General features: G+C 64.0%; 9 protein-coding genes. 1 reads left to right on the forward strand and 8 read right to left on the reverse strand.

Translation table 11 applies throughout. The features are described 5' to 3' along the window. Positions 1–114 precede the first annotated feature (114 nt). The 4 genes from V5B40_RS09400 to V5B40_RS09415 all read right to left on the reverse strand — a co-directional run bounded on the left by V5B40_RS09400 (position 115) and on the right by V5B40_RS09415 (position 7,882). Positions 115–3,204: an efflux RND transporter permease subunit gene (locus V5B40_RS09400; protein ID WP_332354264.1), complete on the reverse strand. Its 3,090-nt coding sequence runs from the start codon at positions 3,202–3,204 to the stop codon at positions 115–117. After that, complete coding sequence (locus tag V5B40_RS09405; RefSeq protein WP_332354265.1) at positions 3,201–4,451, reverse strand: efflux RND transporter periplasmic adaptor subunit; 1,251 nt, start codon at positions 4,449–4,451, stop codon at positions 3,201–3,203. The genes V5B40_RS09400 and V5B40_RS09405 overlap by 4 nt, the downstream gene beginning before the upstream one ends. A gap of 343 nt (positions 4,452–4,794) precedes the next feature. Continuing rightward, complete coding sequence (gene ppc, locus V5B40_RS09410; RefSeq protein WP_332354266.1) at positions 4,795–7,566, reverse strand: phosphoenolpyruvate carboxylase; 2,772 nt, start codon at positions 7,564–7,566, stop codon at positions 4,795–4,797. Between the two features lie 43 nt (positions 7,567–7,609). Further along, positions 7,610–7,882, reverse strand: coding sequence for a hypothetical protein (locus V5B40_RS09415; protein WP_332354267.1), 273 nt, complete (start codon positions 7,880–7,882; stop codon positions 7,610–7,612). A 77-nt stretch (positions 7,883–7,959) separates the two neighbouring features. Here V5B40_RS09415 and V5B40_RS09420 point away from each other — a divergent pair, with 77 nt between their 5' ends. Further along, positions 7,960–8,400 carry a cache domain-containing protein gene (locus V5B40_RS09420; RefSeq protein WP_332354268.1) on the forward strand — a complete coding sequence of 147 codons (441 nt, stop codon included), beginning with the start codon at positions 7,960–7,962 and terminating at the stop codon, positions 8,398–8,400. Positions 8,401–8,600: 200 nt separating this feature from the next. Here V5B40_RS09420 and ppk2 read toward each other — a convergent pair whose 3' ends face one another. From ppk2 to lgt, 4 genes are all read right to left on the reverse strand, one after another. Continuing rightward, positions 8,601–9,404, reverse strand: coding sequence for a polyphosphate kinase 2 (ppk2, locus tag V5B40_RS09425; RefSeq protein WP_332354541.1), 804 nt, complete (start codon positions 9,402–9,404; stop codon positions 8,601–8,603). Positions 9,405–10,210: 806 nt separating this feature from the next. Then, on the reverse strand, positions 10,211–10,684 hold the full coding sequence (locus V5B40_RS09430) for a VOC family protein (protein WP_332354269.1): 474 nt from the start codon (positions 10,682–10,684) through the stop codon (positions 10,211–10,213). A 50-nt stretch (positions 10,685–10,734) separates the two neighbouring features. Then, a complete protein-coding gene (locus V5B40_RS09435) occupies positions 10,735–12,117 on the reverse strand; it encodes a malonyl-CoA decarboxylase (RefSeq protein ID WP_332354270.1) in 1,383 nt (460 codons plus the stop codon). Positions 12,118–12,156: 39 nt separating this feature from the next. Further along, positions 12,157–12,954 carry a prolipoprotein diacylglyceryl transferase gene (gene lgt / locus V5B40_RS09440; RefSeq protein WP_332354271.1) on the reverse strand — a complete coding sequence of 266 codons (798 nt, stop codon included), beginning with the start codon at positions 12,952–12,954 and terminating at the stop codon, positions 12,157–12,159. Between the last annotated feature and the right edge of the window lie 69 nt (positions 12,955–13,023).

Below are 13,023 nucleotides of genomic sequence, written 5' to 3' on the forward strand. Positions count from 1 at the left end.
TGTCCCGTCACCCTTACGATCTTGTTGAAACGAGCGTAGTGTAAGCCGAAACCGTCGCCAATGTCCTTCAGGCTGTCACGGCTACTCGCCAACGCGGCACTGCCCGCCCCTGGTTCACGACCCTGCCGTCCCCACCCCATGATTCGCCCGATGCAGCCTTCCGGCAAGCCGCTTCAGCAACAGCAGCAAATCATCTACATAAGTAAACACCACCGGAATCACCAGCAGGCTCAGCACCGTCGACGTCAGCAAGCCGCCGATAACGGCGATGGCCATCGGCGAGCGGAAACTCGGTTCGGCGCCAATCCCCAGCGCGATCGGGGTCATGCCGGCGACCATGGCGATGGTGGTCATGAGGATCGGTTTGGCGCGTTTGTGGCAGGCGTCGATGAGGGCTTCGAAGCGCGCCATGCCGTGCTCGCGCCGGGCCATCACCGCGTATTCGACGAGCAGGATCGAGTTCTTGGTGACGATGCCCATGAGCATCAGGAGGCCGATCACCGACGGCATCGAGAAGCTGTTGTGGGTTACCAGCAGGGCGAAGAAGGCGCCGCCGACCGAGAGCGGCAGCGCGGCGAGGATGGTCGCCGGTTGGAGGAAGTCGTGGAAGAGGAGGACCAGCACGACGTAGATGCACAGGACGCCGATCAGCATCGCCGAGCCGAAGCTGCCGAAGAGCTCGGCCATGCGCTCGGCGTCGCCTGATGGCGGGCGGCTGATTCCGGGCGGCAGGCCCTTCAGCGCGGGCAACTGGTTGGCTTCGGTGACGACGGCGCCGAGGTCGCGGCTGCCGAGTTCGACGTCAATGGTCACGTTGCGTTGGCGGTCGAGGCGGTCGATCTGCGCCGGGCCGCTGCCCAGGCGGATGTCGGCCACCGCTTCCAGCGGCACGGCACCCTTGTTGGCCGGTACGCGCAACTGGCGCACGGCGTCGAGGTCGTGACGCAGGTCCTCGTCGAGGCGGACGCGGATTGGGATCTGGCGCTGCGCGAGATTGAGCTTGGGCAGCTTGGCGTCGTAGTCGCCGGCGGTGGCGATGCGGATGATTTCAGCCATGGCGGCGGCGGTGACGCCGAGGTCGGCGGCGCGGGCGTAGTCGGGCGTGATGTGGATTTCCGGGCGCTGCAGACTGGCGCCGGAAGTGACGTTACCGATCCCCTTGAGCGTGCGTAGCTCGGAGGTGACGGCCTGGCTGGCCAGGCGCAAGGCTTCGGGGTCCTCGCCGGCAAGCACCAGCTTGAGGTTTTCGCCGGTCTGCCCGGCGCCTACCGATACCCGGGTGCCGGGCAGGGCGGCCATGCGCTTGCGGATGTCGGCTTCGATGACTTTCTGTTGGGCACGGTCGTGGCGCGAGACGAGGTTCACGGTCAGGGTCGCCTTGCGCACATCGCTACCGCCAGTGCCCGCAAACGGGCCGTCGTTGCCGCCCGAACTGCGCCCGACGGCGCTGAAAACGCGCGTTACCTCGGGCATTTCCTCGAGCAGCCGGCGGGCCTGCGCGGCGACGGCCAGCGTCTCCTCGAGCGTGCTGCCCGGTTGCAGCTCGATGTTTACCTTGGTCTGCGCGCGATCGGCAGCGGGAACGAAACCGGTCGGCAGCAGCGGCAGCAGCGACAGCGAGCCGACGAAAAACAGGATCGCGGCCAGCGCTGTCGTCTTGCGGTGCTTCAGACACCAGGCTGCCGAGGCGAGAAAGCGGGTCATCAGGCGACTGTCGGCTGGCTGCGCGCCGTGCGCCTTGAGGAAGTAGGCGGCCATCATCGGCGTCAGCAGGCGCGCCACGAGGAGCGAGGCGAGCACCGAAACCGCTGCGGTGATCCCGAATTGCTTGAAGAACTTGCCCGGCACGCCGCCCATGAAAGCGGTCGGCAGGAAGACCGCGACCAGCGTGAAGGTGGTGGCGATCACCGCCAGGCCGATCTCGTCCGCGGCCTCGGTGGCCGCTTCGATCGGCGTCTTGCCCATGCGCAGATGGCGGACGATGTTCTCGATCTCGACGATGGCGTCGTCGACCAGGATCCCGACGACGAGCGCCAGCGCGAGCAGGGTCAGCGTGTTGAGGCTGAAGTCGAAGTAGTACATGGCGGCGAAGGTGGGAATGATGGACAGCGGCAGCGCCGCCGCCGACACCAGCGTCGCACGCCAGTCACGCAGGAACCACCAGACCACCAGGATGGCCAGGAAAGCGCCTTCGAAGAGCAGTTCCATCGAACCGTCGAAGTTGTCCTGCACCGGTGCGACGGTATTGAACGCTTCCTCGATCTGCAACTGCGGGTGTTGCGCCTGCAGCTTGAGCACCGCCTGCCGTACCGCTGCGGCGACGGCGACTTCGCTGGCGCCCTTGATGCGCGTGACCTCGAAGCTGACCACCGGCTGGCCGTCGAGCAGGGTGATGGTGCTGCGTTCGGCGACGCCGTCGCGGACTTTCGCCACCTCGTCGAGGCGGACGCTGCGCCCGCCGGACAGCGGAATCTTCAGCGCGGCAATCTCGGCGACCGTGCCGACCGCCGCCAGCGTGCGCACTGACTGGATGCCGCTGCCGATGTCGCCGCGGCCGCCCGAGGCGTCCTGCTGCACCTGCCGCAGCAGGGTCGATATGTCGCCGGCGCTGACGCCCAGGGCGGCCAGGCGGGCGCTGTCCAGATCGACCTGTACTTCGCGGTCGACGCCGCCGATACGGGCGACCTTGCCGACGCCTTTCACCGCCAGCATGGCTTTGGCGACGTCGTTGTCGACGAACCACGAGAGCGCCTCTTCGTCGCTGCGCTCGGAATGTACGGCGTAGGTGAGGATGGCGCTGCCCGAAGTGGTGACCTTGGAGACCACCGGGTCGCGCATCGCCGCCGGCAGGTCGGCGCGCACGGTGTCCAGCGCGTTGCGCACCTCGTTGAGCGCGATCTCGGCGTTCTTGTCGATATTGAAAGCGACCTTGATCGATGCCGAGCCGTCGGTGAGGGTGGTGGTGATGTGTTCGATGCCGCCCAGCGAGGCGACCTGATCCTCGATCTTGCGCGCCACCTCGGTTTCCATCTGCGCCGGTGCAACGCCTTCGTAAGTGGCGGCGACGGTAATCGTCGGCAGTTCGATGTCGGGGAAGTTCTGGATGCCCAGCGAGCGGAAGCTGCTGATGCCGAGAAAGGTCAACAGGGCGAAGAGCAGCACTGCCGGAACCGGGTTGCGGATAGACCAGGCAGAGAAGTTCATCTGGCCGCCTCCGGCTGCGTTGCTGCCTGCGCCTCGGCGGCCGGCGTTGCTGGCCTGGCCTGCCCTTGCTGGGGCGCTTCTGCGCCTGCCGCCTCGGCGCTTGCTGCCGCTTCGACGCGTACCGCGTCGCCGTCGTTGAGGAAGGCGCCGCCGCTGGCGACGAAGCGTGCGTCGGCCGGCAGCGCTGCGAGGATTTCGACTTGGCCGTCCTGGCGGCGACCGGTGTCGACCTTGATCTGGCGGACGACATTCTGCGCGTCGACCTGGAAGACGTAGCTGTGACCGTCGCGCAGGATCACCGCCGAAGAGGGCAGCGCGTTTGCCGAGCTGCTGCCGGTGAGAATCTCGCCGCTGGCGAACATGCCGGCGCGGGCAGCACTGCCGGTCGGCAGATCGACATAGATCAGCGCCTTGCGCGTCGTCGGGTCGAGCGTCGGTGCCAGCATGCGCACACGGCCATTGATCTGCGCACCATCGGCCAGATGCAGCCTGGCCGTCTGGCCGGGCGCCACGCGCGGCAATTGCTCGGCAGAAACTTCGGCACGCCACTCCAGGCGATTGCCGCGCAGCATGCGGAACAGTTCGTTGCCGGCTTGCACCACGCTGCCCAGCGTGGCGTTGCGGCTGCTGATGACGCCGTCGTCAGGGGCGACAATGCGCGTCTGCGCGAGGCGGACACGCTCGCTCTTGAGCGCTGCTGCCGCTGCGTCGACCGACGCTTTCGCGCTCTGCTCGGCGATCAGGTATTGATTGATCAGCTGCTCGGACATGGCGCCACTGCCCTTGACCCGGCGCGCGCGGTTGGCGTTGGCCTCGGCTTCGCTGACGGCAGCCCTGGCCCTTGCCAGGTTCGCCTCCTGCTGCGCCAGGCTGGCGTCGACACTGTCGCGCGCGAGCTCGGCGAGCAACTGACCACGGCGCACGACGCTGCCGACGTCGACGGCGACCTCGACCACGCGCAGACCACTGGTCTCGGCGGCGATCACCGCCTCCTGCCACGGGAAGACGCCACCACTGACGCTCAGTTGCTGCGACCAGGTGGTCTGTTGCGCTTGTACGGTGCTCACCGCCAGCGCCGTGCGCTTGGCAGGAGAAGTCGGCGTTGCGCTAGCGGCCTTGGCGTTGCCGCTGCCGCTGTGGCTGCGCTCAGAGGCAAAATAAAAGGCAGCGAAGGCCGCGCCGAGCACGAGTACGGCGACGCTGAGGATGGTGGTCAGGCGAGTTCTGGAGGGAGAAGAGGAGGGCATCGGATTTCAGTGAGACGGGCGTTGGGCGGGTGTGTTCGCATGTCTGGCAAAGGCCGCGTGCCGCGGCAAGGGTTCTCGCCGCCGGCTTCGGCCTTTGCGCAATGGCGGCTGGCCGGGTCGAGCAGTGGCTGAGCCATCAATCATCAATCGCGTTTCTGGAGACCAAGCCGACATTATTGCCACTGGCGGGTTAACCGCCGTCGTGGTTTGCAAAGACAGGTAAAGACGTGGCGTTGAAGGAACTCCGTGATCTGCAGGTGAGTGGGGGGGGAGCGGGGAGAGCGGGAGAGCGGGAGAGCGAGGCTGCTACGGGTACCGCTGCCCCGCCCTCCCGCGCCATTGCTCAGCCGCTGTTGCGCAGCCCGGCGGCGATGCCGTTGATGGTGATCAGGCTGCCGCGCTTGAGGCGGATGTCGTCGTCGCCGGCGCGCAGGCGGTGCAGCAGTTCGACCTGCAGGTGGTTGAGCAGGTCGATGTAGGGGAAACGGTTGCGCATCGAACGCTGTAGCAGCGGGTTGTCGGCGAGCAGCTCGTCCTGACCGTTGATCGCCAGCAGCGCTTCGCGCGTGGCATGCCATTCTTCGCTGATGCGCGCGAAGATGCTGCTCCGCAATTCGGCGTCGCTAACCAGTTCGGCATAGCGCGAGGCGATCGCCAGGTCGGACTTGGCGAGCACCATGTCCATGTTCGACAACAGCGTCCGGAAGAACGGCCAATGGCGGTACATTTCCTGGAGCAGTAGCAGACCGTCGGGCCGTTCTGCACGCCAGCGCTTGACGGCGCTGCCGAAGCCGTACCAGCCGGGGAGCATCAGCCGGCATTGTGCCCAGGAGAAAACCCAGGGGATCGCCCGCAGGTCTTCGATCCGTTCGGAGGCGGTGCGCGCGGCTGGCCGGCTACCGATGTTCAGTGTCGCGATTTCGAGGATCGGCGTCGATTCACGGAAGTAGCGGGTAAACCCGGGGGTTTCGTAGACCAGCTGGCGGTAGGTCTGGAAAGCCAGCGTCGACAGCTCTTCCATTGCCTGATGGAAAGCCGCGGTCGGCAGATCGTCGCGGTCGACGCCGAGCAGGCTTTCTTCGAGCGTTGCGGCGGCGAGTATTTCGAGGTTACGGCGGCCGACTTCGGGATTGGCGTACTTCGAGGCGATTACTTCGCCTTGCTCGGTGATCCGGATCTGGCCGGCCACGGCTCCCGGCGGCTGCGCCAGGATGGCGTCGTAGCTGGGTCCGCCGCCACGGCCGACGCTGCCGCCGCGGCCGTGGAACAGGCGCAGGCGGATGCCGTGCTCGGCAAATACCTGCGTCAAGCCGATTTCGGCCTTGTACAGCTCCCAGCCCGAGGTCAGGAAACCGCCGTCCTTGTTGCTGTCCGAATAGCCGAGCATGACTTCGTGTTCGTCGCCGCGCGCGGCGACCAGGGCGCGGTAGGCGGGGAGCGTGAAGAGCTGCTGCATTACCGCCGGCGCGCGCTGCAAGTCATCGATGGTTTCGAACAGGGGGATGATGTTGAGCGCCAGTCGTGGCGTTTCGCCGGGCACCAGCATACCGCCTTCCTTGAGCAGCAGGGCTACTTCAAGGAGATCGGAGACGCCGTCGGTTTTCGAGATGATGCAGTTTGGCAAGGCGCTGGCAGCGTAGCGCTGACGCAGCTCGTGGGCGGCGAAAAAAATCGCCAGTTCGCCACGCGTTTCGGGTGAATAGTCGATGTACGGCGAGTAGAGTGGTCGCGGGCTGGTGATTTCCTCGCTCAACAAGGCAATCCGTGCCGCCTCGTCGAGATCGGCGTAGTTGGCGCAGCACTTGGCCCGCAAAAGCAGTTCGCTGACCGTACGGGCGTGCACCTCGGAATTCTGGCGCAGATCGATCGGCGCCAGATGGAAGCCGAAAACACCGATCGCACGGATCAGGCTGCGCAGGCGGCCAGCGGCGATCAGCTCGGCGCCGTTGGCGATCAGCGAATCGACCAATACCTGCAAGTCGGCGACGATTTGTTCGGGAGTGGCGTAGGCTTCGGCGATGCCAACGGCGTGTTCCGGCGACTCGTGCTGGTCGAGCGCGCTGGAGGTCGCTGCGAGGCGCGCGTAGATGCCGGTCAGTGCCCGCCGGTAGGGCTCGTCGAGGCGCTGTGGCGCGCTGTCCGGCGAAGCTTCGGCGAGTGCTGCGAGGGCGTCGGAAACTTCGACCAGGGTGTGTGACAGCGGCAGCTCGCGACCGAGCGCGTGGATCTCGCCCAGATAAAAGTCGAAAGCGGCAATCGACTGCCGGCGCATGCTTTCACGCAGCACCTCGGCGGTGACGAAGGGATTGCCGTCGCGGTCGCCACCGATCCACGAGCCGACCCGGAAAAAGTTGGGCAGTGCCCACTTCTGGCCAGGAAAGGCCTGCCGAAGCTGGTCTTCGAACTGGCAGTAGAGGCGCGGCAGTTCGACGAAGAAAGTCTCGTCGAAGTAGCTGATGCCGTTCTTGACCTCGTCGATCACGGCCAGACGCGTCGAACGCACCATGCGTGTCCGCCACAGCGTCAGCACCGCACGGCGCAACGCGACCTCGTTGTCGGCGAGTTCGCTCGGCGTCAGGCGCAGCCGATCGCGGTCGTCGAGCAAGCCCCTGACTTCGTGTTGGCAGAAGAGAATGCTCTTGCGACTGACCTCGGTCGGATGGGCGGTCAGCACTGGCGAGATCAGCGCCTGTTCGAGGCATGCGCGCAGGCCTTCGGCGTCGATGCCGGCGGCTTGCAGGCGTGTCAGCGCCAGCTCCAGGCTTCCGTCGCGTGCGGGCGAGCCGATCATTTCGTGCGCTCGCCGGCGACGGACGTGGTGCTCGTCCTCGGCGATATTGGCCAGATGCAGGAAATAGGTGAAGGAGCGGATGACCGCCAGCATCGTGTCGCGTGGCAGCTCGGCGAGGATTCTCTCCAGCTCGGCGCGGGCGTGCTCGTCGAAATCACGATCGAAGCGCACCGAATTCTGGCGGATACTTTCGACGACGTCGAAGACCTCGCTACCCTCCTGCTGACTGACGGTGTCGCCGAGAATCCGGCCCAGCAGCCGAACGTCCTCGCGCAGGGGAAGGTCCTTGTCGGTTTCGGTGGTGCTTGGATCCAGAGAATTCATGTGTCGACCTTTTCGTATGAGAGGTAGCTGCTCAGGCCGGCGATTATAGGTCCTCCCGGCCCGCCGCTGCCGTCGTCGACCATTCGCGAATCTGATCGATGGTCGCCGTGGCGCCGCCGCAGACGTTGAACAGCACTCGAGAAAAGCCGGCGAGCGCCCGTGAGCCTTCGCAGGCCAACGCCAGGCCAACGCCAGGCTGGCGCCACAGGCGGTCTCGACGGCGATCACCGGCACCCGCCCGAGATCGTTGCGTGCAGTATAGGGTTTGCTGCACGACGCCAGTCACCGGGAGGGTGTTTTGAGCTACCATGTCCATTGAGGGGTGTTCTCCCTCACCTGCAGGACTGTCGCAGTTGCTTGTCGTTATCCCCTAATTTTTCAAGGAGAGTTTCGATGCTACGTCAATTAGCCATAGGTTCAGCATTCGCGGTTTTAGCAGCAGGTAGCGCTTGGGCAGGCGAGTACGGTACGCCGGCCGAAGCCAAAGCCATGCTCCAGAAAGCGGTCGCCGCGGTGAACGCCGACAAGGCCCAGGCCCTGGCGATGTTTACCAAGGGCGAGGGCGGTTTCAAGGACCGCGACCTGTATCCCTATTGCGGTGGGCCTGACGGCAATTTCACTGCCCATCCGTCACTGGTCGGCAAGAGCCTGAAGGATCTCAAGGACAAGGCCGGCAAACCGCTCGGTGTCGAGGTTTACGCGGCTGCCAAGGATGGAGTGATCGTCGAAGTCTCCTACATGTGGCCGCGTCCCGGACAGACCGATCCGGTGAACAAGGTGGTGTACGTCACCAAGGTCGGCGACCAGGTCTGCGCGGTCGGCTATTACAAGTAGAGTTCCTGCCGTCGGGCTCACGAGATCGCGTGCCACTGGCGTCAGGCCGTGATTGGCGTGACGCAAAAAGAACCCCGCTACGGCGGGGTTCTTTTTGCGTGGCCTGCAGCGTTCCGGCAGCAAGCTGGCTTGTGCGGGCGATGCTGACTGGCTTCCTCAGGAAGCACGCCCGCAGCGCCGTCGCTCGGTCGCTCAGTCGCTCAGTACACTTCCGGAATGAAAGTCTGGTCCGACATTGGCGGCCGCACGTAACCGATTTCCTCCTGCCGGGGCGGCAGGACGATGGGCTCGGGCGTCAGATCTTCGTAGTCGATCATGTTCAGCAGATGGGTGATCACGTTCAGGCGGGCGCGCTTCTTGTCGTCGCCGTCGACGACGTACCAGGGCGCTTGCTTGATGTCGGTATGGGCAAACATGTTGTCCTTGGCCCGCGAGTACTCGACCCAGCGCGCGCGCGATTGCAGGTCCATCGGGCTGAGCTTCCAGTGCTTTTCCGGATGGAAAATGCGTTTCTGGAAACGGCGCTCCTGCTCCTCGTTGCTGACCGAGAACCAGTACTTGATGAGGATGATGCCGCTGCGTACGAGCATACGTTCGAACTCCGGGCAGCTGCGCAGAAACTCGCGGTATTCCTCGTCGGTGCAAAAACCCATCACCCGTTCGACGCCGGCCCGGTTATACCAGCTGCGATCGAAGAGCACCATTTCGCCGCCGGCGGGAAGGTGCTGCACGTAACGCTGGAAATACCACTGCCCGGTTTCCCGGTCGGTGGGCGCCGGCAGGGCGGCGACGCGCGTGACTCGCGGGCTGAGGCTTTCGGTGATGCGCTTGATCGTTCCGCCCTTGCCGGCGGCGTCGCGTCCTTCGAAGAGGACGACGACTTTCAGTTTCTTGAACTTGATCCACTCCTGCAGCTTGACGAGTTCGACCTGCAGTTTCCCCAGTGCTTTCTCGTAGTTCTTCGTCTTCAGCGGCGTCTTGCGCGTGCTCTTGACGCTTTCCACTTCCTTTGCCGCCGCGGCTGCCGGCTTTTCTGCTGCCGGTTTTTCTGCTGCCGGCTTCGCTTTAGCTGTCTTCACGGCTTTCTCCTCCTTGGCCTTTACCGGCGCTTTCTTCGGTTCTTCTGCGGCCACTTTCGCTGCCGGTTTAGCAGTTGTGGCCTTGGCTGGAGCGCTGGCCGGAGGCGCGGCCTGGTCCACGGTCACGCTTTCGGTGGTGGCTTGATCGCTTGCTGGTACGGCCTCTGTTTGCTCGGTATTGACTTCACTCATTGATGCCTCCTTGGTGTGGCTGAAAAGCGGATTGGAGATGAAAGCGTGTCCTTGGCACGGGTGCTGCAGTTTATGGGGATGTGCTGTTCCCTTGCCGATACCGCGGCAACCGGAAAACCGCGAACTGCAGCGCCAAGCGACGGCAGCGGTTTCGCTGCCTCGGAAAAGATAGATCAATGCGACTTTCAATTGCTGGCATGCTTCTTTTCATGGTTGCGCCTGAACGACCATGGCCGGCAATTATCATGCATTTTTCCGCAGAGATGAACATTGTGGCGCACGAAACGTGCAATTGGTCTTTGCAACTACAAAAAAGTTCGACGTCAGTTGTCACCGATCGTCGTCCTGGCGGGGTGTTCGACAGAGAGGCAAAATAAAACGAGCGCCAGCTGGGCTGGCGCTCGTCGATCTTTTCGCGGGGTTCGGAGAGCAGGTGGAAGCTGTGCTCAGGCTCGCTTTCTCTGCGCCAGCCGTCGGCCGGTGTAGCTGCTGTCGGCGAACAATTTGCGGGAAAAGTGGCTTTGGGTGAAGCCTGGCTCTCAGGCCAGTTTGGCGAACGCTTCGATGACTGCGGGGGGGGCCTGGACCATTTCGATCAGGACGCCTTCGCCACCGATCGGGAATTCGTCATTGGCTTTCGGATGCATGAAAGTGATGTCGAAGCCGGCCGCACCCTTGCGGATTCCGCCCGGTGCGAAGCGCACGCCGTTGGCCGAAAGCCACTCGACTGCCTTCGGCAAATCGTCGATCCACAGGCCGATGTGGTTGAGTGGCGTGACATGCACGGCCGGTTTCTTTTCCGGGTCGACCGGTTGCATCAGATCGACTTCGACCTTGAACGGGCCGGAACCGATCGCGGCGATGTCTTCGTCGACGTTCTCGCGTTCGCTGACGAAGTTGCCGGTGATTTCGAGGCCAAGCATGTCGATCCATAACTTGCGCAGTTTCATCTTGTCAGGGGCGCCGATGGCGATTTGCTGGATACCTAGGACTTTGAAGGGGCGTTGGCTCATAGGAGTTCTTTCTCTGTGGCGGAAGGAAAAAAAGCGCTCGCTGCGCGACCTCAGTCGCGAGCGGAACGACGTATGGCGGTGGCGGCTGCAATTTCACCACTGCGGGAAAACGCTTCGACATTCTCTTCAATGGTATCAGGGTCGTAGACATAGTTCACCATCAGTCCGTACGACTGCTGGCCGCCGCGCGAGGAGGTGTCGGCCAGATAATTGAGGCGTTCGATGCGTGCGCCGTTGCCGAGGTGAAAACGGGCGACCGGGTCGTACGGGTGCTCACCCTTGCGGGCTGTGAGCAGGTAACGTGCGGCGAGGCGTGTCAGCCCGTGCTGCAGGCTGGCGGCCAGCTGCTCGTCCGCGGCCCAGTTCTGTGCAGAAAACAGCGCTGCAAGATCGGACGCGCCAACAACTGGCGCCATCTCCGGCGGCAGCCGCCGCTTGATCTTGGCCAGGTCGGCGTCGGTGAATGCTTTTGGCCAGGCTTCGGGCTGGCTCTCGGCCCAGCGCCTGAAAGTGGGCAGCGGCGAAAGCGTGGCAAAGCTGGTCAGTTTCGGGTAATCCCGCTTCAGGTCGTCGACCACCCGCTTGAGCAGGAAATTGCCAAACGAGACGCCACGCAGGCCCGGTTGGGTGTTGGAGATCGAATAGAAGATCGCCGTGCTGGCACGCTGCGCATCGAATACCGGCGCGTGCTCGTCGAGAAGGGCCTGAACGTTGTCGGCCAGGTGCTCGGTCAAGGCGACCTCGACGAAAATAAGCGGCTCCATCGGCATGCGCGGATGAAAGAAAGCGTAGCAGCGGCGATCGGAATCGAGTCGATTCTTGAGGTCGCTCCAGGAGCGGATTTCGTGCACCGCTTCGTACTGGATCAGTTTTTCCAGCAGCGCTGCCGGCGAGTTCCAGGTGATGCGCTGCAGTTCGAGGAAGCCGACATCGAACCAGGCGCTCAGGCGGGACTCGAGCTCGCGGTCGAGCGAACGCAGGGCGGGATCCTTGTCCAGAAAGCGCAGCAGATCGGCGCGTAGATCAACGAGAAACTTGACGCCCTGCGGCAGGGCGTTGAATTGCGTGAGGATGCGCAGTCGCGACGAGCGCATGGCGTTACGCAGGGCCGATTCGGCTGTCCACTGCTGATCGCTACCGATGGCCGCCTGATAGTCGGCGTGGGCCCTGGCGACCGACTGCGGGTCGGGACCAAAGTCATTGGCGATGGTGCTCAGGAAAGTGGCACGGCCATCATCATTGAGGTGCTGATAGGTTTCAGCCAGCACGGCGGCGCGTTGGCGGACCGAGACTTCACCGCCGACGCCACTGGCGCACTCGCGCAAAAGATCGCGAACGCGACCGAGGGGTTTTCCTTCCAGCTCGAGCGGGCCGGGACTCTCGAGCAGTTTGCGCACCCGGCGCAGCCCCCGGACAACAAAGCCCTCTGACATCCTTTTCTCCTCCGTCCCGCGGCAAGCCGCGCGTCCAGCTTAGATGCGTTGGCGATGGGCGAGGACGAGCAAAAGCAGACCACAAAGAATCATCGGCAGGGACAACCACTGCCCCATGCTGACGGTAAATGACAGGCCAAGGATACCATCATCAGGAGATCGGAAATACTCGGCGAGCCAGCGCAGGCTGCCGTAGCCGATGAGAAAGACACCTGAAACGGCACCGCGCGGTCGCGCTCGCGCCGAGTACCACCAGAGCAGAACGAACAGGGCCAGCCCTTCGAGGCCCGCTTGATAGAGCTGCGAAGGATGGCGCGGCAAGTTGTCTACCCAGGGAAAAACCATCGCCCACGGCAGCGCAGGGTCCGCCACGCGGCCCCACAACTCGCCGTTGATGAAGTTTCCGATGCGTCCGGCGGCGAGACCGAGCGGCACCAGCGGGGCAATGAAATCAGTGATTTCGAACCAGGTCCTGCCGATCTTGCGGGCGTACAAGGCCATCGCCACGAGGACGCCGAGGAAGCCGCCATGAAACGACATGCCTCCCCGCCAAATGGCGAGAATCTCGAGTGGGTGTTGCAGGTAGTAGTCCGGCTGATAGAAGAGAATCTCGCCCAGACGGCCGCCGACAATGACGCCGAGAACGCCATAGAAGAGCAGGTCGTCGAGCTGGCGCACCGTCCAGCCGCTGTTCGCAAGCTGTGGATGAGTCAGGATGCGCTGCCGACCCAGCCACCAGAACTGCAGGAAGGCGGCCAGGTACATCAGTCCGTACCAGTGCACTTTCAGTGGGCCGAGCGCAAGCGCGACGGGGTCGAACTGGGGATGGATCAACACGGCGCGAGGACTCGGAGGCTTTCGGATAGAATTCGCATTATATCGCGCCACCCTCAGGCGCGTTCCGGA

This window comes from Candidatus Accumulibacter meliphilus (assembly GCF_036625345.1).
GTDB lineage: Bacteria > Pseudomonadota > Gammaproteobacteria > Burkholderiales > Rhodocyclaceae > Accumulibacter > Accumulibacter meliphilus.